The following is a 26,004-nucleotide window of genomic DNA, read 5'->3' on the forward strand; positions in this document are numbered from 1 at the left end:
AGGGCGAAGCACATTGCCGCGTCGAATTGGCATCGGCCGGATCAAGTTCGCGTCATTTTCGCCCCAAAGGAAAATCCGCGCGCCCTTCACGCCGAAACGGGCGCATAATCTTGCAATCGCTGGACAGTCAGAGAATTATCCTTACAAAATCAATACCACTTTGACCGCCCAGACCGGAGTATCGCACTTGTCCCTATTCCTTATTGCGGCCCTTCCCTTCCTCGGAGCTGTGTTCCCAGCCCTTCTGATCCGGGCGGGACGAAACGCAGCGGCCTCGGCTGCCGGACTGACCACATTTCTGGCACTGATGGGGCTGCTGATCCACATTCCGTCCGTCATGCGCGGCGAGGTGGTGACGGCCAGGTTCGACTGGATACCGGGGCTGGGACTGAACGCGAATTTCATGCTGGACGGGCTGGGGTTTCTGTTTGCCCTGCTGATCCTGGGGATCGGTTTGCTGATCATCCTCTATGCGCGGTTCTACCTGTCCCGCGAAGACCCGATGGGGCAGTTCTATACCTATCTTCTTCTGTTCCAGGGCGCGATGGTGGGCATCGTTCTGTCCGACAACATTCTGCTTTTGTTGATTTTCTGGGAACTCACGTCGCTCAGTTCTTTCCTGTTGATCGGATACTGGCGGCACCTGCCCGAGGGGCGTCAGGGCGCGCGCATGGCGCTGGCTGTCACCGGATCAGGCGGGCTGGCGATGATCGCCGGGATGCTGATCCTTGGTAATATCGTGGGGTCCTACGACCTGAGCGTTATCCTCCAGAACAAGGAGCTGATCCAGTCGTCGCCCTACTACATGCCCGCGCTGATCCTGATCCTGCTGGGCTGTTTCACCAAGTCAGCGCAATTCCCGTTCCATTTCTGGCTGCCGCACGCGATGGCCGCACCAACACCGGTTTCGGCCTACCTGCACTCGGCCACGATGGTAAAGGCCGGGCTGTTCCTGATGGCGCGGATGTGGCCGGTTCTGGCTGGGACCGAGGCCTGGTTCTACATCGTGGCAACAACCGGTCTGGTGACGATGTTGATCGGTGCCTGCATTGCGCTGTTCAAGGATGACCTCAAGGCCTTGCTGGCGTTTTCGACCGTGTCGCATCTGGGTCTTGTGACCATGCTGCTGGGTTTTGGCACCAAGATTGCCGCCGTGGCCGCCATCTTCCACATCATCAACCACGCAACATTCAAGGCCGCCCTGTTCATGACCGCAGGGATCGTCGATCACGAGACCGGAACCCGTGACGTCAAACGGCTGGGCGGGTTGCGGCACCTGATGCCGATCACCTTCACCATCGGGACGATTGCAGCCCTGTCGATGGCTGGCCTGCCACCGCTGAACGGGTTCCTTTCCAAGGAAATGATGCTTGAGGAAACAGTCCATACAACATGGCTGAACTCGCATTATCTGGTGCCCGGGCTGGCCCTGTTGGCGGCGCTTTTCTCGGCGGCCTATTCCTTCCGCTTTGTGGGCCACGTTTTTCTGGGCCCCGAGCGGGACGATTACCCGGCACATCCGCATGATCCGCCCGTCGGGCTGTGGTTGGCCCCCGCATTTCTTGTGGTTCTGGTTGTGCTGATCGGTCTGTATTCCGCCGCCATCGTTGGCCCGCTGGTCGCCGTTGTCTCCAGCGCGGTGATCGGCGGAGAGAAGCTGCCCTACTATTCGCTCAAACTGTGGCATGGCTTTACTCCGGCGCTGTACATGTCCATCGTGGCAACGCTGGGAGGTTTTTTCCTGGTGTCGCTGCACAAGCGCGGAGAACAGGTCTGGAATGCGCTGCCCCGGCCCGAGGCAAAAGACATCTTCGACGCAGTGATCGGCGCGCTGACAAAGCTCAGCCAGTGGGTCACGGACGAACTGCACAATGGCGTCATCTCGCGTTATGCCATCATCATGATCGCCTTTACCGTGGGCATGGGTTTTTACGCCTATTCGACCGGAACGATCGGGCTTGAGACCCGGGTGCCGCTGCCCGCACCAATCATACCGATTATCGGCTGGATCTGTCTGGTGGGCGCTACGCTCGCGATCATGTGGTTCCACCGCAACCGCCTGTTGTCACTGGTGCTGATCGGTGTTGTGGGTCTGATCGTGTCAATGGCGTTCAACTACCTGTCCGCCCCGGATCTGGCGCTGACGCAGATTTCGGTCGAAGTGGTCACGATGATCCTGCTGTTGCTGTCGCTGAACTTTCTGCCAACCGAAACCCCACGGGACAGCAGCGCCCAGCGCCGCTGGCGGGATGCGGCGATCTCTGTCGTGGCGGGGATCGGCAGCGGCGCCTTGATCTATGCGCTGATGCTGCGCGATTTCGCTTTTCCGACGATATCGGATTTCCATCTGGCGAACTCGTACAAGGGCGGCGGCGGCACCAACGTGGTCAACGTCATTCTCGTCGACTTCCGGGGCTTTGATACTTTTGGCGAGATCATCGTTCTGGGCATTGCCGCGCTGATCATCTTTGCCCTGACCGAGGCGGTTCTGAGCACAAATGTCCGGGCCTATCTTCTGAACCGCAAACCGCACTGGCCGCAATCGGGCGACTCGCACCCGCTTATGATGGTGGTTGCAACCCGCGTGATGATGCCGATTGCCCTGATGGTGGGCGCCTACATCTTTTTCCGCGGCCACAACCAGCCCGGCGGCGGCTTTATCGCGGGTCTGATCGTCGCGATCGCCTACCTGATGCAATACATGGCCAGCGGATACACCTGGGCCATTGAACGGCAGAGGTTCTTTTACCACGGAACAATCGGCTGGGGCGTTCTGATAGCCGCTGCGACCGGACTGGGCGCGTGGTTCAATGAAAGGCCGTTCCTGACCAGCGATTTCGGCTACATTCACTGGCCGCCGCTGGAAGAGTTCGAATGGGCCACCGCCATCCTGTTCGACACCGGCGTATTCCTCGCCGTTCTGGGTGCTGTCATGCTGGCGCTGGACAGCCTGTCACGGTTTGCTTGGCAACCGGGCATGGCGCAGGAGTTCCCGATGGATATCAACCCGCTTCGGGATGATCCGCCAGAAGAAGACCAAGAGAAGGAGCAGGCCTGATGGAAGCGCTCGTAGCCTCTGCCGTAGGCGTCATGACCGCAGCCGGGATCTTCCTGATCCTGCGTCGCAGGACTTTCCCCGTCATTCTGGGCCTGTCTTTGCTGACCTATGCAGTTAATGTGTTCCTGTTTGCCACCGGGCGGCTGGCGCTGAATGCGCCGGCGGTTCTGAACAAGTACAAGGACGTGCCCTACACCGATCCGCTGCCGCAGGCACTCGTGCTGACGGCCATCGTGATCTCGTTCGGTATGACGGCGGTGATCGTGATGATCGCCCTGTCCGCCTATCTGTCGTCCATGGATGACCACATCGACATGAGCGCGCAGGACAGCGTGGACGGCGCAGGAGAAGACGCATGAATCACTGGATCGTTGCGCCGATCGTCCTGCCCGCGATCCTGGCCCCCTTCATCATCATGGTACTGCGATTCCATCTGGACCTGCAGCGCATCTTTTCGGTCGCCGGTGTCGTAGGCCTGCTGGGTATCGCCCTGACCATCACCGCAAAAGCATCGGGCGGCGACATTCAGGTCTATGAACTGGGCAACTGGCCCGCGCCATTCGGGATCGTGCTGGTGCTGGACAAACTGTCGGCCATGATGGTGCTGCTGACGGCATTTCTGGCCCTTCCCATCGTGCTGTATTCTATTGCCTCCGGCTGGGACGACAGGGGAAAGCACTTTCACGCCCTGTTCCACTTCCAGCTTATGGGTGTTTGTGGTGCCTTTCTGACCGGAGACGCATTCAACCTGTTCGTTTTCTTCGAAGTTCTGCTGATCGCCTCTTACGGCCTGATGACGCACGGAGGTGGTTCTGTACGGCTGAAAGCCGGGGTTCAGTACGTCACCTACAACCTGCTTGGTTCGACCCTGTTCCTGTTTGCACTTGGCACCATCTATTCCGTGACCGGCACTTTGAACATGGCCGATCTGGCGCTGCGAGTGGCCGAAATTCCACCCGAAGATACAGCTTTGCTGCGGGTCGGCGCGGTACTGCTGCTGCTGGTCTTCTGCATCAAGGCCGCCGTTCTGCCGCTGCATTTCTGGTTGCCCGCCAGCTATGCCAACGCGCCTTTGCCTGTGGCCGCGCTGTTTGCGATCATGACCAAGGTGGGCGCATACTCGATCCTGCGGGTCTATACCCTGGATTTTGGTCCCGACGTCGCAGTGACAGAAGGCCTGGTCGGAGCTTGGCTGCAACCGGCTGCATTGGTCACTCTGGCGGTCGGAGCAATCGGCATTCTGGGAGCACAGCACATCGCGCGCCTGGTCGCGTTCTGCGCGATTGCGTCGATGGGCACTTTGCTGATTGCGATTTCGCTGTTCTCGCCCGGCGCAACCGCTGCCGCGCTATATTACATTTTCCACTCGACACTGGCGACGGCGCTTTTGTTCCTTGTCGCCGACCTTGTGATGCAGCGGCGCGGCGGTGCCATCGAGCCCTGTACTCCGATGCCGCAAAGCGGGTTGATTTCGGCGCTGTTCTTCGTGGGCGCAATTGCGCTGGCCGGTATGCCGCCACTGTCCGGTTTTGTCGGTAAACTGCTGGTACTGGACGCCGCGCGGGATGCCCCGGACGCCAACGCAATCTGGGCGGTGATCCTGATCGGGTCTTTTGTGACCATCGTCGGACTGGCCCGGGCCGGTTCGCTGATCTTCTGGAAAAGCCACGACGCGCAGCTTAACACCACAGCAGAGACCGAAAATGAAGATGAAGATGAAGACGTCGTTCTGCCTGCGCCCGAACCTCAACCGGCGCTGGCATTCACGGCGGTATTCGGATTGGTCCTTGGCCTGATGCTGTTGACCTTGTTCGCTGGCCCGGCGCTGACCTACGCTGAAGGCACGGCAGGACAATTGTTCTCGCCCGAAAATTACATCTCGGCCGTCATGGGAGGTGAAGAATGATCAAACTGCTACACCGGATATTTCCGCACCCGCATCTGACCATTCTGCTGACGTTTGTGTGGATGTTGCTTGCCAACCAGCCCTCACTGAACTCGCTGGTGTTTGGTCTGATGCTGGGGATCATCATCCCGTTCATAACGCAGCCCTACTGGCCGGACCGTCCCGTACTGCGCAACTGGCCGATGATCGTGGAATACATGCTTGTCGTTCTGTGGGACATTGTGATGGCCAATATCGCCGTGGCCCGGATCATCCTGTTCAAACGCGACAGTGATCGGCAACCAAACTGGGTCTGCATTCCGCTTGAACTGCGCACGCCCGAAGCGATCACGGTACTGGCCGGCACGATCACCATGACGCCCGGAACAGTCAGCTGCGATCTGTCTGCGCAGGGGCACAATCTGTTGGTCCATTGCCTTGACGCCCCGAACCCTGACGAGGTTCGGGACCAGATCAAGCAACGCTATGAACGTCGCCTCAAGGAGATTTTCGAATGATCACCTATGCCATCTACTTTACTTTTGCCTGTTTTGGCGCGGCGATCATGATGTGTCTGTGGCGGATCGTAACGGCCGACGGTGTCGGCACGCGGGTACTGGCGCTGGATACCATGGTCATCAACACCATCGCGTTGATGATCCTTTACGGTCTCAGGCTGGGAACCGAGATCTTCTTTGAATCCGCCATGATCATCGCCATGCTGGGCTTTGTTTCAACGGTGGCTTACGCACGCTTCATGCTGCGTGGCAACATTATCGAGTGAGGGCGACATGGGTTTCGTTTTCGAATTTCTCATCGCTTTCTTCCTGATCGTCTCGGGCATATTTGGTTTCGTGGGATCGTTTGGCATGATCAAGCTGAAGGATCCGATGTCCCGGCTGCACGCGCCGACCAAGGCCACAACTCTGGGCGTGGGGGGCGTTCTGCTGGCGTCGATCTTTCATTCCGTCCTGCTAGAGGATCACACGTCGCTGCACGAGCTGCTGATAACGCTGTTTTTGTTCCTGACCGCGCCGATCACGGCCCTGTTCATTGCCAAATGGCACATTCATCGCCATGAATCGCCCGGCGATCTGCCGGATGCAGGCGAGGATGAGCTTTGGGCCACCCACGCGGTCGAGCAGGTCGAAGACGTCCCGGATCACACAGCGAACTGACCCTGATGCATACTCCTACGCTGCCTTTGACCCGCGATCTGGTTCTGATCGGCGGGGGCCACACGCACGCGCTTGTGCTGCGCAAATGGGGAATGAACCCCTTGCCCGGCGCGCGACTGACCATCATCAATCCCGGCCCGACCGCGCCTTACTCCGGCATGTTGCCGGGTTATGTGGCCGGGCATTACAGGCGGGACGAGCTGGACATCGATCTTATAAAGCTGGCGCGATTTGCCGGGGCGCGCATCATTCTGGGCGCGGTAAACGGCCTAGATCCGGCAAGCCGGGTTGTTCACGTATCAGGACACCTGCCTGTTTCGTTTGATGTTGCTTCGGTCAATGTGGGCATAACTTCTGACATGCCCGCCTTGCCCGGATTTGCAGAATACGCGGTGCCGGCGAAGCCTCTGGGCCTATTTGCGGCACGCTGGGCCGACTACCTGAAGACGCCCGGGCCCGCGTCAGTCGCGGTCATTGGCGGCGGTGTTGCCGGGGTCGAATTGGTCATGGCGATGGCGCATGCGTTGCGGGCGCAGAACCGTGACGCCCGGGTCGCTCTGATCGACAACGCTACGGCTTTGGCGGCCACAAGCCCCAAGGCCGGGGAAACCATCCGACAGGCGATGGAAAGCCTGGGGATCGCGATCTTCGAAAACGCTTCCATTCGCCAGATCGGCAAAGATTATGTTGAACTGGAGGATGGCCGCCACATCCCAGCCGCGTTCGTGACCGGAGCCGCAGGTGCGCGACCCTATGACTGGATCGCTGAAACAGGGTTGGAGGTGCAGGATGGCTACATCAGCGTCAACGCGCATTTGCAGTCCAGCGACCCCTTGATCTTTGCCGCCGGTGATTGCGCACACCTGTCCGACAACCCGCGCCCCAAGGCCGGTGTCTATGCGGTCCGTGAAGCGCCGGTTCTGTTTGACAATCTGCGCGCGGCATTGGGAGCGGGACGGATGCGGCGGTACGTGCCGCAGAAAGATTATCTGAAACTGATTTCGCTGGGCAGGAAGTCCGCCCTTGCGGAAAAGTTGGGAACGTCATTCAGCGGTCCGTTGATGTGGAACTGGAAAAACCACATCGACCAGAAATTCATGAACAGATTTCGCGACCTGCCGCAGATGGCAATACCTAAACTGCCCAGGCATCATGCGGACGGTTTGCGCGAAGCATTGGGTGACAAACCGATGTGCGGCGGTTGTGGTGCCAAGGTTGGGCGTGGCGCCTTGCAGCAAGCCTTGCAGACGTTGCCTGCGCCCGAACGCACGGATGTCACCCCCCTGCCCGGCGATGATGCGGCCCTGCTGACAACGGGTGGGGCGCGTCAGGTCATCACGTCGGATCACTTGCGCAGCTTCACCGCAGACCCCGTGTTGATGACGCGCATCGCGGCCGTGCACGCGCTTGGTGATATCTGGGCGATGGGTGCGGCGCCGCAGGCGGCGACTGCAACTGTGATCCTGCCCCGCATGTCCGCTACGTTGCAGCACCGCACGATGACGGAAATCATGACAACCGCCAGCGACGTTCTGCGGCAGGCTGGTGCCGAGATTGTTGGCGGCCACAGCTCTATGGGCGATGAGATGACCATCGGTTTCACCATCACCGGTCTTTGCGCCCAGGAACCTATTACTCTGGCCGGTGGTCTGCCGGGGGATGCACTGATCCTGACCAAACCTATTGGCAGCGGTGTTTTGATGGCCGCTGAAATGGCTGGTCAGGCCGATGGCGCGTGGGTCGCGGCCGCATTTCGCCACATGACCCACCCACAGGGCACAGCCGCCGAAATCCTCAGGCACGCGCATGCGATGACGGATGTCACGGGTTTTGGTCTGGCCGGCCACCTGAAGGGAATGTGCGAAGCTTCGGATTGCGGTGCAGCACTGGATCTTGAGGCCGTGCCTGCAATGGTCGGCGCTGAAGAGTTGTATTCGAACGGCATCCGGTCGAGCATTTTCGCTGACAACAGGGCAATTGCTCCGGAACTGCCTGCGGAAGGTAAAGCAGGCCTGTTATTCGACCCCCAAACCGCCGGAGGATTGCTGGCTGCGGTCGCCCCGGACCAGGCTCAGGACCTGTGCGCGGTACTTCGTGACGCGGGATATCCGGCAGCTATTGTCGGTCGGTTAACCGAGGCCCCGGGCTTGCGTCTTTAAAGCCGGGCCAGAACCTGTTCGATCCGGGCGGCGACATCGGCAAGACTGTCGGTGTCCAGCCGGTCGGCCTGAAGCTCCGCAATGACCTGAGCGCCCCTACCTTTCTGCGACTTGGCGTAGGCCGGATCATAGTGCTGATCCATCAGCGCCCGCGTCAAACCACGTTTATCTCCGGCCTCCATCAGGGACAGCCAGTTATCGACGACGTCATGGCCGCGATGAAAGCGCAGCGGTGACAGCCGGTCACGCATCCGCTCGTGATCTGAAAGAATGTCATCATAGGCAGCGACCAGATAATCTGCCCGCGCCGCAAGCGGGGCATCAATTCGGATACGTGGAGCCGCACGCAGCCCGTTCCAAAGGCTTGGCGGCAGGATCAGACTTCCGATTTTGGACGACTCGGCCTCGACGACCACTGGCCGACTGGCGTCCATCCGACAAAGCACGGCGGATAATGCGGACTCAAACCCTTTCTGGCTGGGTTGTCCTCCGGGCATTTCACCCAGCAACGAGCCGCGATGATTGGCCAGCGCCTCAAGGTCCAGAACCTGCACGCCTCGCTTTGCGAGATGCGCGAGCAATTCGGTTTTTGCCGTTCCTGTATATCCGTCCAGCGCCACAAAGCGGTGCGGCAGGACGTCATCGTACAGATAGCGGTTCACCAGCCGGCGGTAGGTGCGGTAGCCACCTTCAACCACGTCGGCACGCCACCCGATTTGCTGCAGCATCCAAGTAAACGACCCTGACCGCTGCCCTCCGCGCCAGCAGTAGACCAGAGGCCGCCATCCTCCCTCGTGATGGCTGAGGCTGTTTTCGATATGCGCGGCAGCATTGCGAAACACCAGAGCCGCGCCCAGCTTGCGGGCCAGAAACGGGCTTTCCTGAACGTAGATCGTGCCGACTTTCGCCCGTTCTTCATTGTCCAGAACCGGCAGATTGATGGCACCCGGCAAATGATCCTCTGCGTATTCTGCAGGGCTTCGCACATCGATCACGGTATCGAAGTCGTGTGTGTAGAGGTCAGGCAGGGTGGTGAATTTCAGAACCATATCTGCGGTCTATCTTGGGCTTGGCTGAAAGAAAAGCCAGCTCACTCCTCGACTGGTTCGATCAGTTCTGCGCCGCTGGCCCGGTTCGAGTTCACCGCAGGATCAACCCGATGATAGGTCAACACATCTTCCGCACCGGGACGCATCAGCCGGGCCGCCCCTTTACCCGCTTCACCCAGCCAAAGCGCCCAGTCGTCGGGTTCAAGGATCAATGGCATCCGATGATGGATCTTGCCCAGATTTCCGTTGGCCGCAGTGGTGACGATGGCGCAGGTGCTTTGGCGTTCACCTTCAGGACCCCAGTCCTGCCAGACACCGCCGAAGGCAATCGGTTCGTTGTTGCGGCGCGAGATATACCAAGGCAACCTCTGTCCTTGGTCGGATTTGGTCCATTCATAAAAACCTGTCGCCAAAATCAGGCAACGCCGCTCGCGGCAGGCCGCGCGGAACGCGGGTTTCTGGGCCAGTGTTTCAGCGCGCGCATTGATCAGCAACGGGCCATCATTTTGCGCCTTGTACCAATGCGGCAGAAACCCCCAACGCATCGGATCAAGCTGGCGGCCTCCTTCACCGGTCCGCACGACATGCACCTGATTGGTCGGGCACACATTGAAATTGGGAACGCCCGGAAGGCTGTTCGCCGGGCGCGCAGAAAACAGCTGCGCCATTGCGTCGTTGGGAAGAGTTATTGCAAACCGTCCGCACATAGGTAATGAACCACTGACATTTTTTTCTCCAGGCTCAAGTTCACACGAGGTCACATGGCAAATCAAACAGCTAAATCCCTGAAGGGCAAAGCGCTTGGTGATCTCGAGGCAGGTAAGTTGCCGCAGGCACTTAAAAAAGCGCAGTTGGGGATCAAGAAGTTTCCAAAGGATACGGACTTTCAAGCCATTGCGGGTTTTGTTTTCACCGAATTGAAACAGTACAAGAAGTCCATTCCCCATTTCGTCGAAGCCGCGCGTCGCAAACCCGATGACCCTCAGTTTGCTGAAAACCTTGCAAACGCTCTGATGCAGACAGGCCAGATCCCGCGCGCACTGGCTTATGCCGAGAAAATGCTGGAGCAGTTTCCCAACAACGCAGAGCTTGTTCGCGTTGTGGATGAGATCCAACTCAAAGGATCCAACTGGCGCGAGATTGTTGAGCATGCGACCGAAAAACTCAAAAAATCTCCGGACGATGTCACGCTGTTGACGACCCGAGCCCGCGCTTACGACAGAATTGGGTTCAGCGACAACTGCAGGCAGGACGCCTATCGCGCTTATGAACTGGCGCCAGACGACAACGCAGTCGCATTCCAAAAAGCATCGATTCTTCATCAGGAGGGCAAGAAAAAGGATGCCGCCGAGATTCTCGACCGGATCATCACCAATGATCCCGCTCATGTGGCGTCACTATTGCAGTTGTCCAACATGGCCGACGAGGACCGCGCGCGCGACCTGGAACCGCTTGTCGCTGCTGCCATCGAAAACAGCGATCATCCTGTCTCGCAGCTTGAGTTCGCCAAGGCGCAAATCACATCCGTTCTGCATGGGCTGACTGCTGCAATGCCCGGGTTCGCGCGGGCCAACGAACTGCAACACGAGTTGAATCCGTACAAATTCGGCGACGAAAGCCAGAAACTTCGGCGCATTGTGCAGTTGTTCCCCGAAATTGACACTCCGATCTCCTCCGAGGTGGTCGATGGGCCGACCCCGATTTTTGTCATCGGCCAACCGCGCTCCGGGACGACGCTCATGGAAATGATGCTGAGTTCGATTCCGGATGTCGCAGGGTGTGGGGAACTGACTGTAGGGCCGGACTTGTCCTACGACTTTATCCATGAAGGCAAAGCCTATGACGCGAAAGACGCGGAGGAGTTTGCCCGAGATTTCCGCCGCCTGATGCCACCGGTCCCGGAGACATCAATCGCGTTTGTCGACAAGTTGCCTCATAACTACCAGCAGGTAGGATTCTTACTTTCCGCATTCCCGAATGCGAAAGTTATCAATATGATGCGCGATCCGCGCGATGTCGGTTTGTCGAAATGGATCAGGCGCTTCCCGGCACCGGGTATGAGATATGCGTCCAATCTGGAAGCAATCGGGCATTCCGCAAACATTTACCGCAAGTACATCGCCCATTGGGAAACCATCTTCGGCGACCGGATTCTGACCGTGCCGTATGAAAAACTTGTCGCTGACCCCGAAACCTATAGCCGGCAGGTTGCGGACTTCCTTGGCCTCGAATGGCACGAGACGATGATGCACCCGGAAAAAAACAAAAAGCAGGTGCGCACCGCCAGCATCGATCAGGTTCGAAAGAAGATTTCGACCAAATCAATCGGCGGCTGGCGTCAGGTCGCAGACCATATCCAACCGATGCTGAGCGGCTTCGATCCCGAGCTTTGGCCGGAATACGATCTCAGCTGACACAAAACACACCGAATAGAAAAGGCCGCATCTGGGATGCGGCCTTTGTCATTGGTGCCGGGATGCTTACTTCTGCTTGATGCGTCCGTCCAGATAGGGCTGATACGGCGCGTTCGCGGCCAGATATTCAGCGGTGACATCCGCCAGATCCGGCCCGAAGTCATACGCTTTCTTGTCGTCGCCTTCGAACATGGAATAGCCGTCACCGCCGTTGCGGACATAGTTGTTGGTCACGACCAGATATGTCGCCGCCGGGTCAATCGGCACGAAGCCATCGCCTTCGGCCACCATCACCTCGGTTACGCGTCCCTCGTTCGGGGCAACCGACGGATCCCATGTGAAGGCCAGACCGGCCACTTGTGGGAAGCGGCCTTTGACTTCTTCAACCTGGCTCACGCCGTTTTCCAGGGCGTCGATGACCCCCTGACCGCTGATCTGGAATGTCGACAATGTGTTCTGGAACGGCAACACCGTCAGAACCTCGCCCATGGTCACCTCGCCCGGATCGATCGAGGCCCGCAAACCACCGGAATTGGCGATGGCGATCTGAACGCCCTGATCCGCCACACGGGCCAGCATTGCATCGGCAACCAGATTGCCCATCTGGCATTCCTGCACGCGGCAGATCGCGCGGTCGCCTTCAATCGCATCGGCAGCATTGGCCACAACCTTGTTGCGGATTTCATCCAGGGGAACCGCCAACTCAGCGATCCGGTCCAGCGCGGACTGATCCTCGGTCACGGTGTTGTCCATGATCAGCGGCTCACCAACGGCCTCGATCACATTTCCGTCGTCGTCGAATGTCACATTCAACTCGCCCAGGAATTTACCATAGGCGTAGGCCTGAACGATCTGAACGTCATTCACGACGGTCGGGTAAGGCCCGACGGCCCTGTCGGACACGTTCGACAGGTACGTGTTGGAATGCCCCCCTACGATCACGTCAACGCCGGTGGTTTCCTGCGCCACGCGCTGGTCCACACCATAGCCCGAGTGGCTTAGAACAACGATCTTGTTGACGCCTTCGCCGGTCAGCTTGTCCACTTCTCCCTGCACGGCCGGAACCGGGTCGGAAAATGTAACGTTTGGCCCGGGTGAGGCCAGTTCGTCCGTATCCTGAGGCGTCAGGCCGATCAGGCCGATCTTTTCACCGCCAACCTCGATAACCGTCGACTTCGCGATCTTGTCGGTCAGCAGTTCTTCGTCAGCAATGTTCGCGTTGGACATCAGAACCGGAAAATCGACGGAGTCGACGAAACCGCGCAGCACTTCGGGGCCGTCGTCAAATTCGTGGTTGCCCACGGTCATCGCGTCATAACCCAGCCGGTTCATGAACTCGGCCGCGACTTTGCCCTTGTAGTAGGTATAAAACAACGAACCCTGAAACTGATCTCCGCCATCCACCAGAATCGAATTCTCAGCGCGGCCGCGGGCTTCTTCCACTGCGGTCACAAGGCGCGCAGAACCGCCGAAACACTTGCCTTCGGCATTGTCTTCGGCGTCGCAGCCGCTGTCATATTTGTTGATCGGCTCAAACCGGGAATGGAAGTCATTGGTGTGCAGAATGGTCAGTTTGTAGTCGGCGGCCGCAACACCTGCGGTCAGGCCCACAATGGCAGTAGATGCCAGAAAACGGATCAACATTAATGAAACTCCCTGTCGTTGATTGCAGGGATCGTGCGCCGACTGAAACAAAGAGTCAAAGGGGGAAATCCGCCTTGATTCCCCACGCCGTGCAAGGCATCACCACCTCATGCTGATTTACAAGATTTTCAGGTCCGATGAATGGGCCACGCTGCAGGATCAGGGCGCGTCAGACGGCGCGCCGATTGACGTTACCGACGGATTTGTCCATTTCTCGACGTCCAAACAGGCCGCCGAAACCGCCGCCAAGCATTTTGCCGGAGTTGATGGCCTTGTCCTCTTGGCCTGCGATGCCGACGCCATGGGCGATGATCTGAGATGGGAAGTTTCGCGCGGGGGCGCCTTGTTTCCCCACCTTTACCGGCAGATCCGGATGACCGATGTGATCTGGACCCGCGCCCTGCCCTTTGACGGAGCGCTACACCAGTTCCCCAAGGAGATGGTATGATCGGCTTCATCGATCCTGATCGTGAGCAGTTCGAGGCGTTCAAGGCACTGGATCGCGATCAACCGATCGAGATGCTCAACCTGGTCAGGTTTCGCGCGCAGGCTGAATACCCTTCCGGACACGCGCTGGCAGATGCCGGCCTGACCGGCGCTGAGGCCTACCAGAACTACGGATTGGAAACCGCGCCCATTGTCGCCCGCATCGGAGCGTCCATTTTGTGGCGCGGTAGATTTGAAACCACTTTGATAGGCCCCGCCGACGAAATCTGGGATGCCGTGTTCATCGCCCGATATCCCAGCGCGCACGCCTTCCTTGAGATGGTAACCGACCCCGTTTATCGCACCGCCGTGGTGCATCGTCAGGCGGCTGTTTCGACCTCGCGGCTGATCCGTTGTTCGCCAGCACAGATCGGAGGGACCTTCGGATGAAACTGATCGAAAAGCTTGGGCTGTCAGCCCTGCACCGGCTGGACCCCGAAACTGCCCATGGGATGTCGATCCGGGCCTTGAAAGCCGGATTGGTCCCGGCTGCCGGCCCTGTCACGTCACCACGCCTGCGCACGCAAGTCGCCGGTCTGACGCTGGCCAATCCGGTCGGCCTGGCCGCTGGATTCGACAAGAATGGCGAGGTTCTGGGCCCTTTATCGCGGGCCGGGTTCGGATTTATTGAAGTCGGTGCGGTGACACCGCGTCCACAACCGGGCAACCCGAAACCGCGCCTGTTTCGCCTGACCGAAGACATGGCGGCCATCAACCGTTTCGGCTTCAACAACGAAGGAATGGACGTCATGGTTCGCCGTCTCGCGAGCCGTCCCAGCGATGCGGTTATCGGATTGAACCTTGGCGCCAACAAGGACAGCGACGACCGCCCCGGTGATTTTGCCAAAGTACTGGCCCATTGTGCCGCCCATCTGGATTTTGCCACGGTCAACGTGTCGTCCCCCAACACCGAGAAACTGCGGGACCTGCAGGGTAAGGCCGCGCTTGGCGCTTTGCTGGCGGGTGTTGTCAAAACGCGCGACGCGCTGCCGACACCGATTCCCGTATTCCTGAAAATTGCTCCGGACCTGACGGCACCAGAGATACAAGATATCGCCGATATCGCGCTGGAAACCGGAATTGACGCGGTCATTGCCACGAATACCACCCTGTCTCGCGACGGGCTGAGAAGCGCACACAAGGTTGAGGCTGGTGGCCTGTCTGGCGCGCCTTTGTTCGAAAAATCGACCCGCGTTCTTGCGCAGCTCAGCCAACTGACCGAAGGACGCATTCCCTTGATTGGCGTGGGCGGCATCAGCAGCGCGGAACAGGCCTATGCCAAGATTTGCGCCGGAGCCTCGGCCGTCCAGTTCTATACGGCCATGGTTTACGGCGGCATGTCGCTGGCATCGGAAATCGCCCGGGGTCTGGACGAACTTCTGGCCCGGGACGGGTTTGAAAATGTCGCACAGGCGGTTGGCAGCAAACGAGAGGATTGGGTGTGATGGAATACTGGCACAACCCGCGGTGTTCGAAATCGCGTTCGGGGCTTGCACTGCTTGAAGAAAACGGCGCAGAACCCCGTGTCCGAAAGTATCTGGAGGACGCACCGTCAGAAGACGAATTGCGGGCCGTGCAGGCGAAACTGGGCATTGCTGCAATCGACATGATGCGCACAGGTGAAAAGCGCTTCAGGGAACTGGGGCTGAACAAAGCGACGCCGGACGATACCTTGATCCGTGCCATGGCCGAAAACCCGATCCTGATCGAACGCCCCATTGCCATTCGCGGTGACAAGGCCGCAATCGGGCGTCCGCCCGAAAACCTGCTGACCCTGCTTTAAGCGACTTGCGCCTCTAGCTTCGGATAGCGCCATCCCAGCGTGACGCCACGCGCGATGTTCAGAACCATCAACGCGGCCCACAGCCCGTGATTGCCAAATGCAGGCACCAGAATGAACAGGGACAGGACGTAGATCCCTACCGAGTGGATCATCGCCTGGCGCATGTCCCGGGTCCAAGTCGCGCCGATGTAGATACCGTCGAACATCCAGCTGGCCACGCCAATCACCGGGGCAATCGCAGCCCAGATCAGAAATTCGCGCGCGGCCTCACGCACCTCGGGCGAGGTCGACATCACATCGATCAGCGCGGGTCCTGCCAGATAGAAAACCAGGCCCAGCGCGAAAGCGCCGCCTACGCCCCATTGTGACGCCATCACGGACGCACGCCGCACCTGAAAACGGTCCTTTGCCCCGACCGCCCCGCCGACCAGCGCCTCGGCCGAAAAAGCGAAGCCGTCCAGCGCAAAGGCTGTGATTTCCAGAAACTGCAGCAGAACCTGATTGGCGGCCAGATTGACGTCGCCGAGATCTGATCCGACAAAAAGAAAAGTGGTGAACGATCCGGTCAAAAGGACGGACCGCACCATAATGTTGCCGTTCACCTGCATCATCCGCCGCAGCCGTGCGCCGTCGAAAATACGCGGCCAGTCTCTCCACTGATTACCGGCAAATGCCTGACGGCAGAGCCATAGCCCAAGGGCCAACCCGGTCCATTCGGCGATCAGTGTCGCCAGCGCGACGCCCTCGACGCCCCATCCCAGCCCAAGCACAAACCACAGATCCAGCAGGATATTCAGGCCATTCATCCAGACCTGAAGCACAAATACACCCCGCGTCCGCTCGATCGCGATCAGCCAGCCTGTAACGGCATAAAGCGCAATTGTCGCCGGGGCACCCCAGATCCGGATTTCCAGGTATTGCCGGGTCAGCGCTTCGACTTCGGGGCTTGCGGGGGACAGGGCAAATGCCCCCCACAGCACCCAGACCTGCGTCAGAATGAAAAACAGCCCCGCAGCGCCGCCCAACAGCAAACCGCGCATCAGAAGCGCGCCGGTTTCCGCCGTGTCTCCGGCCCCGCGCGCCTGTGCAGCCAATCCCGTGGTGCCCATCCGCAAAAAGCCGAATATCCAGTAGATGGCCGACAGGATGACCGCGCCCATTCCGACAGCGCCGATCGGGGCGGCCAGCCCCATCTGCCCGACAACACCAGTATCCACCGCCCCCAGTATCGGGACAGTGGCATTGGACAGAACGATAGGTGCTGCGATCTTCAGCACCCGTCTGTGCGTGATGGGTGCCGAGGCATCCCGCATCCAAGGCTATCCTTCGTCCGAATCCGGTTGCGGCATCAGGAAATGCCCAGAAGCCTGCGCGAACAGGCGCGCATGGTTGTCCTGCCACGCCTCGACCCGGACCGAAGCATAACGCCGCCCGGAACGGCTGATGTAAGCGCGGGCGTAGGCATCGCGCGGCAAGCCCGAACGCAGGTAGTCGACCGTGAAATCGATGGTTTTCGGGTATCGGAGCAAACTGGCATCCCGAATGTCTTCGGCACTCATCTCTCCGCTTTCGATGCGGTGAAACACGGTCTCCCAGCACAGGGTGATCACGCCGGTCACCTCCAAAAACGCGGCAGTGACCCCACCGTGCAGCGCGGGCAGCAGCGGATTGCCAATCAGTTTTTCGTCAAAATTCAGAACACCCGTCAGTTCATCCCCACGCCGGTCGAAGGTGATGTTGAGAAACCGGATATACGGCACCCCATCGACCATGGCGTTCAGTGCGGCGTCCCGGCGGTTCTTGACCACCTGCATCGGCTCCGGTCGATTGCGCGCCATTTACCTGCCCTCCACGGTGAAAGACCCCGATGCGGTTGCGACAGGATGTTCCTGATCGTCATCCGTTGCGGTCGCACGCACGAAGGCCACATTGCGCGTGATGTGATAGCATTTGGCGCGCGTTGTAATGTTCTGCCCCGGCGTAGCCGCCCGCATGTAGTCTATGCGCAGGTCAATTGTCGCCGTGGCACCCGGCGCGGACGGATGGCTCATGACAGCCGCACCGCTACAAGTGTCCAGCAAAGCGAACACCGCCCCACCATGAATGACGCCGGTGCGCGGATCCCCGACAAGGTCCGCGTTGTACGGCATGGTGATCTCGGCTTCTCCGGCACCGATATACGTCAGTTCCATGCCCAATGCCCTGGCATGTGGAATCGCCTCGATGAACTGGCGCGCGAAACCCAATTTTTCTACCATTCGGTCTTTTCCTTCTTCCGCGCCCTTTATGATCGTCAGTTCAGCGAAAGGGCAAGCCCGACTGTTGCGCTTGCCGCTACGACTCCATAGGTTGCAGGCAAGGAGATGAGGAATGTCCGACACCCGTTTGTCATTCAAAGAAATGTGCGCCGAGTTCGACGTAACGCCCCGTACCCTGCGCTACTACGAATATATCGAGTTGCTGCAACCTGACCGCGAGGGCCGCTCCAGGTATTACGGCCCACGCGAGCGTGCACGCATGACGCTGATCATGCGCGGACGCAAGTTCGGGTTCCCGCTTGAAGAGATCCGGCAGTGGCTGCTGATCTATGAACATCAGGGCAACCAGGCTCAGATGGCAACATTTGTGGAAATGGCTGACCGGCAAATGGAGGAGTTGCGCCAGCAAAGGCAGCAACTGGACGAAGCTATGGACGCCCTCAAGCAACTGCGCGACCAGACCGCCAATTCTCTAGGCTGACAAACTTTCAAGCGTCATTTCGGTCGAAACTGAAGCTCCCGTGGTCCTGCCGCGGGATTTTTCTTGTGGAGAACGTCGATACACGCAGCGTGGAATCGCAGGACCGCCCCTTACCCAAGGGAAAGAAGATTACCGAAACACGGATTTACGCGAACGGATGTTACGTCAACTTTTTTGTGACGTAGCGTTCGCATTACGTAAACGTCATCTGCATGTTGTAAGAAGCCCATCAACTGCGCAAATCTTTTTCACGACGCCAGTGATGAGAGTTTGAACCATGACCGAAGACCTGATGACCATCCGCGAAATGTGCGAGACCTATGATGTCACACCACGTACCTTGCGGTTCTACGAGGCCAAGGAACTTTTGTTTCCTATCCGTGAAGGCCAGAAACGTCTGTTCACCAAACGCGATCGTGCCCGTCTGAAATTGATCCTGCGTGGCAAGCGCTTTGGCTTCAGCCTGGAAGAAATCCGGCAGCTTCTGGACCTGTATCACGTCGGTGATCAGCAACTGACACAGATGTCCCGCACCTACGAGATCGCGTGCGAACGTCTGGCAGACATGGAAGCACGCCGTGAAGAACTGACACAGGCCATCGACGATCTGAAAGAGCAGTTGCGCTGGGGCGAAAAGGTCATCGTCTCGATGAAACAGGAAAAGAAGGCGGCCGAATAATCTCGCCCGCCCCCGGACATCTGAATTAAGGGAGCTTCACATGCCCGTCTACAACGCGCCAATCAAAGACGCACAGTTCATTTTGCATGATGTACTGAAAGTCTCGACCTCGGACATTCCGGGATATTCCGATCTGGAGGCCGAGTTCACCGGCGCCGTGCTGGAGGAAGCGGGCAAGATCGCCACAAATGTTCTGCACCCGCTGAACGTGGTTGGCGATACCGAAGGATGTCGGCTGGAAAACGGTATCGTTTATACACCAAGCGGGTTCAAGGATGCCTTCGAGAAGATGAAGGAAGGCGGCTGGACGGGCCTCGACATGCCGGAAGAATATGGCGGTCAGAATATGCCCTATGTTCTCGGAACTGCCGTGGGCGAGATGTTCTCGGGCTCCAACCAGGCGTTCACCATGTATCAGGGCCTGACGCACGGCGCGGCGTCTGCGATCTTGGCGCACGGAACCGACGAGCAGAAGAACAAGTACCTGCCCAACATGGTCAGCTGTGAATGGACTGGCACCATGAACCTGACGGAACCGCATTGCGGCACCGATCTGGGTCTGATGCGCACCAAGGCGGAACCGCAGGGCGACGGCAGCTATAAAATCTCGGGTCAGAAGATCTTTATCTCGGCCGGCGATCACGACATGGCCGACAACATCATCCACCTGGTGCTGGCCAAAATCCCCGGCGGCCCCGAAGGGATCAAGGGCGTGTCGCTTTTCATCGTGCCCAAGTTCATCGTGAATGAAGACGGCACCCCGGGTGAGCGCAACGGCGTTTCGGTCGGCAAGATCGAAGAGAAGATGGGCATCCATGGCAACTCGACCTGCGTCATGAACTATGACGAGGCCACCGGCTGGCTGCTGGGAGATGAACACAAAGGCATGCGCGCCATGTTCACCATGATGAACGAAGCGCGTCTGGGTGTGGGCATGCAAGGCCTGTCTCAGGCCGAAGCTGCGTATCAGAATGCTGTCGAATATGCCAAAGACCGCCTGCAGGGCCGCGACGTAACAGGTGTGAAGAACCCGGACGGCCCCGCCGATCCGCTGATCGTGCACCCGGACATCCGCCGCAACCTGATGGATCAGAAAAGCTTCACCGAGGGTGCACGTGCGTTCATCCTGTGGGGCGCGACCATGATCGACAAGGCGCACCGCTCGGGTGACAAGGACGCAGACGGGCTGATCTCGCTGCTGACTCCGGTCATCAAGGGCTTCCTGACGGACGAAGGCTACGACATGACCGTTCAGGCCCAGCAAGTCTATGGCGGCCACGGCTACATCGAAGAATGGGGCATGTCGCAATACACCCGCGACGCCCGCATCGCGATGATCTACGAAGGTGCTAATGGCGTTCAAGCGCTCGACCTTGTAGGCCGCAAGCTGGCACAGGATGGCGGCAAGCATGTCATGGCCTTCTTTGAAATGGTCAAATCTTTCTGCAAGGAAAACGGTGGCAGGGACGAAGCTTATGACAAAGCCTTCATCGAACCGCTGAAAGCTGCGTCGAAAGACCTGCAAGCCGCTGGCATGTACTTCATGCAGGAGGGCATGAAGAATCCGAACAACGCGCTGTCCGGGTCATATGACTTCATGCACATGTTCGGCCATGTCTGCCTGGGCCTGATGTGGGCGAAAATGGCAAAGGTTGCACAGGAAACCCTAGACAGTGGCGCATCGGACAAGAACTTCTACGAGACAAAGATCAACACCGGTCGCTTCTATATGGCGCGCCGTCTGCCTGCCACATCCATGCATCTGGCCCGGATACAAACCGGCGCGGATACTGTAATGGCGCTGGACGCGGCAAATTTCTGAACTCAGTCTGGTTCCGGGTACTTTCGCCCGGAACCAGGTCCCCGGAGGACAAGACATGCCGAAACGCTTTCGCTTAACCCGCCGCTTTCCGGTTGCAATGACCGAAGACGGGTATCGCCGTCTCAAGGGTTTCGCCCGCGAAGCGGGGCTGGACGAGGGTGAAGCGCTGTCTTTTCTGTTCGAGAATTTCAACAGTGTCATAGATGAGGAGAACCTGACTCACCGGCTACGCATATTCAATTCCGAACTGGAAGCGCGAAAGCGGTGAGGCAATACGCCAATTCTTCGCCTGCGATCGCATCGAGGCCGGACGCCTCCGGCGGGAGTATTTTTGAAAAGATGAAGGCCTGATGCGCCCCTGCCACTGGGCGCACTCGCCATCAGGACAGGGACGACTTCACCTTTTGCGGTCATCGGCTCTCCAGCCTGTACCGCATGTTGATTGAAACAGACCAAGGTTGATCAATGGTAAATGTCGGCTCTTCATCTTTTCCAAAATACTCAATTCCAACCTGACCACATGCGCCTTGGGAGGGGTAATCGCATGACTATCAAACTGCATTGTTTCGGAGAAAGCGGGAACTCCTACAAAGCGGCGCTGGCCTTGGAGATGTCGGGGCTGGAGTGGGAGCCGGTCTTTGTCGATTTCTTCAATGGCGAGACCCGCACGCCAGAATTTCGCGCGGAGGCCAACGAAATGGGCGAAGCGCCCTTTCTGATCGATGGCGATTTCCGCACCAGTCAGTCCGGCGCCATTCAGGCGTATGTGACTGAGAAATCAGGGAAGTTCGGCGGCAGGAACCGGGAAGAGAACTACGAGATTTTCCGTTGGGTTTTGTGGGACAATCACAAACTCAGTTCAATGGCTGGCCTCACTCGATTTCTGATCAATTTCCTGCCGGAAAAGCACCGCAACCCGGATGTGATCGCGTTCAATCAAGGTCGGCTTAAGGCGGCATACGAGATTCTGAACCAGCATCTGGCCGGTCGTGACTGGATCGTCGGCGACGGCGTGACGAATGCAGATCTCAGTTGCTGCGGCTACCTGTATTATCCGGAACCATTCGGTTTCGACCGCGCCGACTGGCCAAATATCGACGCCTGGCTGACACGCCTCAGCAAACAGCCCGGCTGGAAACACCCCTATGACCTGATGCCCGGCAACCCGTCGGATCGAGCTTGAGGAGAAGACCCATGACCGAAGCCTATATCTATGACGCTCTGCGCACCCCGCGCGGCAAGGGCCGCAAGGATGGCAGCCTGCACGAGGTAACCTCGGTGCGCCTGTCCGCCCTGACCCTGAACGCGATGAAAGAGCGCAACAACCTCGAAGGCCACGCCGTAGAGGACGTGATCTGGGGCAATGTCACGCAGGTGATGGAACAGGGCGGCTGTCTGGCACGCTCGGCCGTGCTGGCGTCCGATCTGGATCAGTCGATCCCCGGCCTGGCGATCAACCGTTTCTGCGCCTCTGGCATGGAAGCGGTAAACCTGGCGGCGAACCAGGTGAAAGGCGGTGCTGGCGACGCGTACATCGCTGGCGGCGTCGAAATGATGGGTCGCGTGCCCATGGGCAGCGATGGCGCCGCCATCGCCGTTGATCCGTCTCTGGCGATGAGCACGTACTTCGTCCCACAGGGCATTTCGGCCGACATCATCGCGACGGAATATGGCTTCAGCCGGGATGATGCAGATTCGCTGGCGGTTGAATCGCAAAAGCGCGCAGCAGAAGCATGGGCAGACAACCGTTTCGAAAAGTCGGTAATCACCGTAAAGGACCAGAATGGGCTGACCATTCTAGACCGCGACGAATACATGCGCCCCGGCACGGACATGCAGAGCCTTGGCGCGCTGAACCCCTCATTTGCGATGATGGGTGAGCAGATGCCCGGCTTCGACAAGGTGGCCATGCTCAAATACCCGCATCTGGAAAAAATTAATCACATTCATCATGCGGGTAACAGCTCGGGCATTGTGGACGGTGCGGCCGCGGTTCTGATCGGCAACAAGGAATTTGGGGAGAAATACGGCCTGAAACCACGTGCGCGCATCAAGGCAACCGCGAAGATCGGCACCGACCCGACCATCATGCTGACCGGCCCGGTTCCGGTGACCGAAAAAATCCTGGCCGACAACGGCATGAAGATCAGCGATCTGGACCTGTTCGAAGTGAACGAAGCCTTTGCCTCAGTCGTGCTGCGCTTCCAGCAGGCGTTCGACGTCGACCCGGCGTTGGTCAACGTCAATGGCGGCTCGATCGCGATGGGTCACCCACTGGGTGCAACCGGCGCAATGATCATCGGCACGCTTCTGGATGAGCTGGAGCGTCAGGACAAGGAAACCGGTCTGGCAACGCTCTGCATTGCATCCGGCATGGGTGCGGCAACGATTATCGAGCGTGTCTGATGCCCAAGCTGGATCTCTCTCAAATCCCTTTCCGGGGCGGTTCGGGTTACCCCGGCAAGCTGGCCAAAGCTGGCGATGGCCGCTTTGTTCAACCGGTCGGAGATGCCGTCGGGCTGTCCCAATACGGGGTCAACATCGTGCGGCTTGAACCGCAGGGCATGTCCTCGCTGCGCCATTATCATATGGAGCAGGACGAGTTTGCCATCATGCTCACTGGCACCTGCGTGCTGATCGATGACGATGGCGAGCATGAGATGCAGCCCGGCGATTGCGCCGCTTGGCCCGCAGGTGAGGCCAATGGCCATCACCTTGTAAACAAAACCGATGCGCCCGCGACCTTTCTGGTGGTGGGCACGCGGACCCCGACCGAGACCGGGTATTATAGCGACATAGACATGATGGTGAAGTTCGATGCCCACGGCTTTCGCTTCACCCGCAAAGACGGCAGCCCGCTGACGGCTGACCAGATCGGAGACGAGACATGACTGATTTCACCATGAAAGTGGACGCCGACGGCGTTGCCATCATCACCTGGGACGTACCCGAGAAAAGCATGAACATCCTGCGCGTCGAGGCGCTGGCCCTGATCGAAGAGATGATCGATCAGGTTCTGTCAGATGACAACATCAAGGGTGCGGTCATCACCTCGGCCAAGGACAGTTTTGCCGCCGGTATGGACCTGAACGTGCTGGGATCGATCCGCGAGAAGTCGGGCGATGAACCGGCGCAGGCCATGTTCGATTTCACCATGAACGGACATCGCATTCTACGTAAGATCGAACTGGCGGGAATGGACCCGAAGACCAAAAAGGGCGGCAAACCGATTGCCGCCGCCCTGCCCGGCACCGCGCTTGGGATCGGGCTTGAGGTACCGCTGGCCTGCCATCGCATTTTCTGTGCCGACAACCCGAAGGCCAAGATCGGCCTGCCCGAAATCATGATCGGCATCTTCCCGGGCATGGGCGGGACCACCCGCATGGTCCGCAAGCTGGGTGCCGTTGGTGCGGCTCCGCTATTGCTGGAAGGCAAAACACTGGAGCCGAACAAGGCCAAGGGTGCAGGAATGGTCGATGAGGTCGTCGAAGACCCGCTGGCCGCCGCGAAGGAATGGGTGCTGAACGCCAGCGATGCGGATCTGGTCAAGCCTTGGGATGCAAAGGGGTACAAGATGCCCGGTGGCGCGCCGTACCATCCGGCTGGCTTCATGAACTACGTTGGCGCTTCGGCGATGGTCAACGGCAAGACACAAGGCGCGTTCCCGGCCGCTCAGGCCCTGCTGAGCGCGGTCTACGAGGGTGCTCTGGTCGATTTCGACACAGCCCTGAGGATCGAGGCGCGCTGGTTCACTTCGATCCTGATGAACCCGTCCTCGTCAGCGATGATCCGCAGCCTGTTCCTGAACAAGGAAGCGCTGGAGAAAGGCGCAGTGCGACCTCAGGGTGTGCCGGACCAGTCGGTCAAGAAGATCGGTGTTCTGGGCGCGGGCATGATGGGCGCGGGCATCGCGCTGGTGTCCGCTCAGGCCGGGATGGAAGTCGTTCTCATCGACCGCGATCAGGAGGCCGCCAACAAGGGTAAGGCCTATACCGAAGCGTACCTGAACAAAGGTATCAAGCGCGGCAAGGTCACGGCTGAAAAGAAAGAAGCCATGCTGGCTCGCATCACCGCGACGCCCGATCTGGAGCATCTGAAAGGCTGCGACCTGATAATTGAAGCGGTATTCGAAGACCCCGCAGTCAAGGCCGACATGACCAAAAAGGTCGAAGCGATCATTCCCGAAGATTGCATCTTTGCCTCCAACACCTCGACCCTGCCGATCACCGATCTGGCCAAGGCCAGCGTGAGGCCGGATCAGTTCATCGGCATCCATTTCTTTTCGCCGGTCGAGAAGATGTTCCTTGTCGAGATCATCAAAGGCAAGGAAACCGGGGATCGTGCGGTTGCCAAGGCGCTGGATTACGTGCGTCAGATCCGGAAGACACCGATCGTCGTCAACGACGCGCGGTTCTTCTACTGCAACCGCTGCATCATCCCGTACATCAACGAAGGTGCGCGCATGATTACCGAGGGCGTCAGCCCTGCATTGGTTGACAACGCCGCACGTCAACTGGGTTTCCCGGTCGGGCCGGTACAGCTGACCGATGAGACCTCGATTGATCTGGGCGCCAAGATTGCCCGCGCAACCAAGGCGGCGATGGGCGATGCCTATCCCGAAAGCCCCTCGGACGATCTGATCTTCTGGATGGAAGAACAGGGACGTCTGGGCCGCAAGGCAAATGCAGGCTTCTTCGACTATGACGAAAAGGGCAAGCGCGTCGGGTATTGGAAAGGTCTGCAGGACAAATACCCGCTGGCCGAAGATCAGCCCGACCTGATCGAGGTGCAGGAACGCCTGATGTTCGCACAGGTTCTGGAAGCGGTCCGCGCGCTGGAAGAAGGCGTTCTCGAGGATATCCGCGAAGGTGACGTGGGTGCCATTCTGGCGTGGGGTTTTGCCCCGTGGTCCGGTGGCCCACTAAGCTGGCTGGACATCATTGGCGCACCTTACGCCGCCGAACGCTGCGACCAGCTGGCAACGCAATACGGCGAACGGTTCGCCTGCCCGCCGCTGCTGCGTGAGATGGCCGATAAGGGCCAGACGTTCTATGGCCGCTTCGCGCCCGAGGCCAAGGCCGCCTGAACAAGTGATGCAGGCGCGTAAT

At 58.9% G+C, this 26,004-nt stretch carries 26 protein-coding genes; 20 read left to right on the top strand and 6 right to left on the bottom strand.

The features are described 5' to 3' along the window. Positions 1–187 precede the first annotated feature (187 nt). The 7 genes from ACR1XU_RS19660 to selD are packed head-to-tail and all read left to right on the top strand — an operon-like array spanning position 188 to position 8,280. The gene (locus tag ACR1XU_RS19660) at positions 188–3,058 is read left to right on the top strand and encodes a monovalent cation/H+ antiporter subunit A (RefSeq protein WP_170609580.1); all 2,871 of its coding nucleotides are present in this window, start codon (positions 188–190) and stop codon (positions 3,056–3,058) included. After that, positions 3,058–3,417, top strand: coding sequence for a Na+/H+ antiporter subunit C (locus tag ACR1XU_RS19665; protein ID WP_170609578.1), 360 nt, complete (start codon positions 3,058–3,060; stop codon positions 3,415–3,417). The genes ACR1XU_RS19660 and ACR1XU_RS19665 overlap by 1 nt, the downstream gene beginning before the upstream one ends. Then, complete coding sequence (locus ACR1XU_RS19670; RefSeq protein ID WP_480908129.1) at positions 3,414–4,964, top strand: monovalent cation/H+ antiporter subunit D; 1,551 nt, start codon at positions 3,414–3,416, stop codon at positions 4,962–4,964. Before ACR1XU_RS19665 ends, ACR1XU_RS19670 begins: the two co-directional genes overlap by 4 nt. Then, the gene (locus tag ACR1XU_RS19675; protein WP_480908174.1) at positions 4,964–5,461 is read left to right on the top strand and encodes a Na+/H+ antiporter subunit E; all 498 of its coding nucleotides are present in this window, start codon (positions 4,964–4,966) and stop codon (positions 5,459–5,461) included. Before ACR1XU_RS19670 ends, ACR1XU_RS19675 begins: the two co-directional genes overlap by 1 nt. After that, a complete protein-coding gene (locus ACR1XU_RS19680) occupies positions 5,458–5,727 on the top strand; it encodes a K+/H+ antiporter subunit F (RefSeq protein ID WP_170609575.1) in 270 nt (89 codons plus the stop codon). The genes ACR1XU_RS19675 and ACR1XU_RS19680 overlap by 4 nt, the downstream gene beginning before the upstream one ends. A gap of 7 nt (positions 5,728–5,734) precedes the next feature. After that, on the top strand, positions 5,735–6,121 hold the full coding sequence (locus ACR1XU_RS19685; RefSeq protein ID WP_480908127.1) for a Na+/H+ antiporter subunit G: 387 nt from the start codon (positions 5,735–5,737) through the stop codon (positions 6,119–6,121). 5 nt (positions 6,122–6,126) lie between these two features. Continuing rightward, on the top strand, positions 6,127–8,280 hold the full coding sequence (selD, locus tag ACR1XU_RS19690; protein WP_480908125.1) for a selenide, water dikinase SelD: 2,154 nt from the start codon (positions 6,127–6,129) through the stop codon (positions 8,278–8,280). On the opposite strand, the gene mnmH is transcribed toward selD, so the two are convergent. Together mnmH and ACR1XU_RS19700 are read right to left on the bottom strand one after the other, a co-directional pair. Continuing rightward, positions 8,277–9,329 (bottom strand): tRNA 2-selenouridine(34) synthase MnmH, encoded by a 1,053-nt coding sequence (gene mnmH / locus ACR1XU_RS19695; protein WP_480908123.1) that lies wholly within the window; start codon positions 9,327–9,329, stop codon positions 8,277–8,279. The two genes, selD and mnmH, sit on opposite strands and share 4 nt — an antisense overlap. A gap of 41 nt (positions 9,330–9,370) precedes the next feature. Continuing rightward, complete coding sequence (locus tag ACR1XU_RS19700; protein WP_170825344.1) at positions 9,371–10,036, bottom strand: SOS response-associated peptidase; 666 nt, start codon at positions 10,034–10,036, stop codon at positions 9,371–9,373. A 54-nt stretch (positions 10,037–10,090) separates the two neighbouring features. Here ACR1XU_RS19700 and ACR1XU_RS19705 point away from each other — a divergent pair, with 54 nt between their 5' ends. Continuing rightward, positions 10,091–11,743, top strand: coding sequence for a tetratricopeptide repeat-containing sulfotransferase family protein (locus ACR1XU_RS19705; protein ID WP_480908121.1), 1,653 nt, complete (start codon positions 10,091–10,093; stop codon positions 11,741–11,743). Positions 11,744–11,809: 66 nt separating this feature from the next. Here ACR1XU_RS19705 and ACR1XU_RS19710 read toward each other — a convergent pair whose 3' ends face one another. Beyond that, complete coding sequence (locus ACR1XU_RS19710) at positions 11,810–13,387, bottom strand: bifunctional metallophosphatase/5'-nucleotidase (protein WP_480811998.1); 1,578 nt, start codon at positions 13,385–13,387, stop codon at positions 11,810–11,812. 109 nt (positions 13,388–13,496) lie between these two features. On the opposite strand from ACR1XU_RS19710, the gene ACR1XU_RS19715 reads away from it, so the two are divergent. The 4 genes from ACR1XU_RS19715 to arsC are packed head-to-tail and all read left to right on the top strand — an operon-like array spanning position 13,497 to position 15,656. Next, entirely contained in the window at positions 13,497–13,835 is a 339-nt protein-coding gene (locus ACR1XU_RS19715) for a DUF952 domain-containing protein (protein ID WP_480908117.1), read from the top strand. Then, entirely contained in the window at positions 13,832–14,263 is a 432-nt protein-coding gene (locus ACR1XU_RS19720; protein ID WP_480908115.1) for a DUF1330 domain-containing protein, read from the top strand. The genes ACR1XU_RS19715 and ACR1XU_RS19720 overlap by 4 nt, the downstream gene beginning before the upstream one ends. Beyond that, positions 14,260–15,318, top strand: coding sequence for a quinone-dependent dihydroorotate dehydrogenase (locus tag ACR1XU_RS19725; RefSeq protein WP_480908113.1), 1,059 nt, complete (start codon positions 14,260–14,262; stop codon positions 15,316–15,318). The genes ACR1XU_RS19720 and ACR1XU_RS19725 overlap by 4 nt, the downstream gene beginning before the upstream one ends. Beyond that, positions 15,315–15,656, top strand: coding sequence for an arsenate reductase (glutaredoxin) (arsC, locus tag ACR1XU_RS19730; protein ID WP_170609562.1), 342 nt, complete (start codon positions 15,315–15,317; stop codon positions 15,654–15,656). The genes ACR1XU_RS19725 and arsC overlap by 4 nt, the downstream gene beginning before the upstream one ends. On the opposite strand, the gene ACR1XU_RS19735 is transcribed toward arsC, so the two are convergent. From ACR1XU_RS19735 to ACR1XU_RS19745, 3 genes are read right to left on the bottom strand one after another with little or no spacing between them, the layout of a single operon-like run. Continuing rightward, a complete protein-coding gene (locus ACR1XU_RS19735; RefSeq protein ID WP_480908111.1) occupies positions 15,653–16,969 on the bottom strand; it encodes an MATE family efflux transporter in 1,317 nt (438 codons plus the stop codon). The genes arsC and ACR1XU_RS19735 overlap by 4 nt on opposite strands. Before the next feature lie 6 nt (positions 16,970–16,975). After that, complete coding sequence (locus tag ACR1XU_RS19740; protein ID WP_480812003.1) at positions 16,976–17,494, bottom strand: PaaI family thioesterase; 519 nt, start codon at positions 17,492–17,494, stop codon at positions 16,976–16,978. After that, positions 17,495–17,914 (bottom strand): PaaI family thioesterase, encoded by a 420-nt coding sequence (locus ACR1XU_RS19745; protein ID WP_170808242.1) that lies wholly within the window; start codon positions 17,912–17,914, stop codon positions 17,495–17,497. Between the two features lie 112 nt (positions 17,915–18,026). Here ACR1XU_RS19745 and ACR1XU_RS19750 point away from each other — a divergent pair, with 112 nt between their 5' ends. The 8 genes from ACR1XU_RS19750 to ACR1XU_RS19785 all read left to right on the top strand — a co-directional run bounded on the left by ACR1XU_RS19750 (position 18,027) and on the right by ACR1XU_RS19785 (position 25,982). After that, positions 18,027–18,395, top strand: coding sequence for a MerR family transcriptional regulator (locus ACR1XU_RS19750; protein WP_170619491.1), 369 nt, complete (start codon positions 18,027–18,029; stop codon positions 18,393–18,395). A gap of 277 nt (positions 18,396–18,672) precedes the next feature. Then, on the top strand, positions 18,673–19,074 hold the full coding sequence (locus ACR1XU_RS19755; protein WP_170609557.1) for a MerR family transcriptional regulator: 402 nt from the start codon (positions 18,673–18,675) through the stop codon (positions 19,072–19,074). 40 nt (positions 19,075–19,114) lie between these two features. Further along, complete coding sequence (locus tag ACR1XU_RS19760) at positions 19,115–20,896, top strand: acyl-CoA dehydrogenase C-terminal domain-containing protein (RefSeq protein WP_480908108.1); 1,782 nt, start codon at positions 19,115–19,117, stop codon at positions 20,894–20,896. A 55-nt stretch (positions 20,897–20,951) separates the two neighbouring features. Further along, positions 20,952–21,164: a hypothetical protein gene (locus tag ACR1XU_RS19765; protein ID WP_170609554.1), complete on the top strand. Its 213-nt coding sequence runs from the start codon at positions 20,952–20,954 to the stop codon at positions 21,162–21,164. Between the two features lie 276 nt (positions 21,165–21,440). Further along, positions 21,441–22,079, top strand: coding sequence for a glutathione S-transferase family protein (locus ACR1XU_RS19770; RefSeq protein WP_480908106.1), 639 nt, complete (start codon positions 21,441–21,443; stop codon positions 22,077–22,079). A gap of 11 nt (positions 22,080–22,090) precedes the next feature. Then, positions 22,091–23,302 carry an acetyl-CoA C-acetyltransferase gene (locus ACR1XU_RS19775; protein WP_480526949.1) on the top strand — a complete coding sequence of 404 codons (1,212 nt, stop codon included), beginning with the start codon at positions 22,091–22,093 and terminating at the stop codon, positions 23,300–23,302. Next, positions 23,302–23,787 carry a cupin domain-containing protein gene (locus ACR1XU_RS19780; RefSeq protein ID WP_480908104.1) on the top strand — a complete coding sequence of 162 codons (486 nt, stop codon included), beginning with the start codon at positions 23,302–23,304 and terminating at the stop codon, positions 23,785–23,787. Before ACR1XU_RS19775 ends, ACR1XU_RS19780 begins: the two co-directional genes overlap by 1 nt. Continuing rightward, positions 23,784–25,982 carry a 3-hydroxyacyl-CoA dehydrogenase NAD-binding domain-containing protein gene (locus ACR1XU_RS19785; RefSeq protein ID WP_480908102.1) on the top strand — a complete coding sequence of 733 codons (2,199 nt, stop codon included), beginning with the start codon at positions 23,784–23,786 and terminating at the stop codon, positions 25,980–25,982. The genes ACR1XU_RS19780 and ACR1XU_RS19785 overlap by 4 nt, the downstream gene beginning before the upstream one ends. Positions 25,983–26,004 lie beyond the last annotated feature (22 nt).

It is taken from the genome of Ruegeria sp. D1(2025) (assembly GCF_056536425.1).

Excerpts from the sequence above, each read along its gene's own strand:
- ACR1XU_RS19665 (WP_170609578.1), top strand. The coding sequence starts at position 3,058 with ATGGAAGCGCTCGTAGCCTCTGCCGTAGGCGTCATGACCGCAGCCGGG.
- ACR1XU_RS19670 (WP_480908129.1), top strand. The coding sequence starts at position 3,414 with ATGAATCACTGGATCGTTGCGCCGATCGTCCTGCCCGCGATCCTGGCC.
- ACR1XU_RS19680 (WP_170609575.1), top strand. The coding sequence starts at position 5,458 with ATGATCACCTATGCCATCTACTTTACTTTTGCCTGTTTTGGCGCGGCG.
- ACR1XU_RS19685 (WP_480908127.1), top strand. The coding sequence starts at position 5,735 with ATGGGTTTCGTTTTCGAATTTCTCATCGCTTTCTTCCTGATCGTCTCG.
- selD (WP_480908125.1), top strand. The coding sequence starts at position 6,127 with ATGCATACTCCTACGCTGCCTTTGACCCGCGATCTGGTTCTGATCGGC.
- mnmH (WP_480908123.1), bottom strand. The coding sequence starts at position 9,329 with ATGGTTCTGAAATTCACCACCCTGCCTGACCTCTACACACACGACTTC.
- ACR1XU_RS19700 (WP_170825344.1), bottom strand. The coding sequence starts at position 10,036 with ATGTGCGGACGGTTTGCAATAACTCTTCCCAACGACGCAATGGCGCAG.
- ACR1XU_RS19705 (WP_480908121.1), top strand. The coding sequence starts at position 10,091 with ATGGCAAATCAAACAGCTAAATCCCTGAAGGGCAAAGCGCTTGGTGAT.
- ACR1XU_RS19710 (WP_480811998.1), bottom strand. The coding sequence starts at position 13,387 with ATGTTGATCCGTTTTCTGGCATCTACTGCCATTGTGGGCCTGACCGCA.
- ACR1XU_RS19715 (WP_480908117.1), top strand. The coding sequence starts at position 13,497 with ATGCTGATTTACAAGATTTTCAGGTCCGATGAATGGGCCACGCTGCAG.
- ACR1XU_RS19720 (WP_480908115.1), top strand. The coding sequence starts at position 13,832 with ATGATCGGCTTCATCGATCCTGATCGTGAGCAGTTCGAGGCGTTCAAG.
- ACR1XU_RS19725 (WP_480908113.1), top strand. The coding sequence starts at position 14,260 with ATGAAACTGATCGAAAAGCTTGGGCTGTCAGCCCTGCACCGGCTGGAC.
- ACR1XU_RS19735 (WP_480908111.1), bottom strand. The coding sequence starts at position 16,969 with ATGCGGGATGCCTCGGCACCCATCACGCACAGACGGGTGCTGAAGATC.
- ACR1XU_RS19740 (WP_480812003.1), bottom strand. The coding sequence starts at position 17,494 with ATGGCGCGCAATCGACCGGAGCCGATGCAGGTGGTCAAGAACCGCCGG.
- ACR1XU_RS19745 (WP_170808242.1), bottom strand. The coding sequence starts at position 17,914 with ATGGTAGAAAAATTGGGTTTCGCGCGCCAGTTCATCGAGGCGATTCCA.
- ACR1XU_RS19750 (WP_170619491.1), top strand. The coding sequence starts at position 18,027 with ATGTCCGACACCCGTTTGTCATTCAAAGAAATGTGCGCCGAGTTCGAC.
- ACR1XU_RS19755 (WP_170609557.1), top strand. The coding sequence starts at position 18,673 with ATGACCGAAGACCTGATGACCATCCGCGAAATGTGCGAGACCTATGAT.
- ACR1XU_RS19760 (WP_480908108.1), top strand. The coding sequence starts at position 19,115 with ATGCCCGTCTACAACGCGCCAATCAAAGACGCACAGTTCATTTTGCAT.
- ACR1XU_RS19765 (WP_170609554.1), top strand. The coding sequence starts at position 20,952 with ATGCCGAAACGCTTTCGCTTAACCCGCCGCTTTCCGGTTGCAATGACC.
- ACR1XU_RS19770 (WP_480908106.1), top strand. The coding sequence starts at position 21,441 with ATGACTATCAAACTGCATTGTTTCGGAGAAAGCGGGAACTCCTACAAA.
- ACR1XU_RS19775 (WP_480526949.1), top strand. The coding sequence starts at position 22,091 with ATGACCGAAGCCTATATCTATGACGCTCTGCGCACCCCGCGCGGCAAG.
- ACR1XU_RS19780 (WP_480908104.1), top strand. The coding sequence starts at position 23,302 with ATGCCCAAGCTGGATCTCTCTCAAATCCCTTTCCGGGGCGGTTCGGGT.
- ACR1XU_RS19785 (WP_480908102.1), top strand. The coding sequence starts at position 23,784 with ATGACTGATTTCACCATGAAAGTGGACGCCGACGGCGTTGCCATCATC.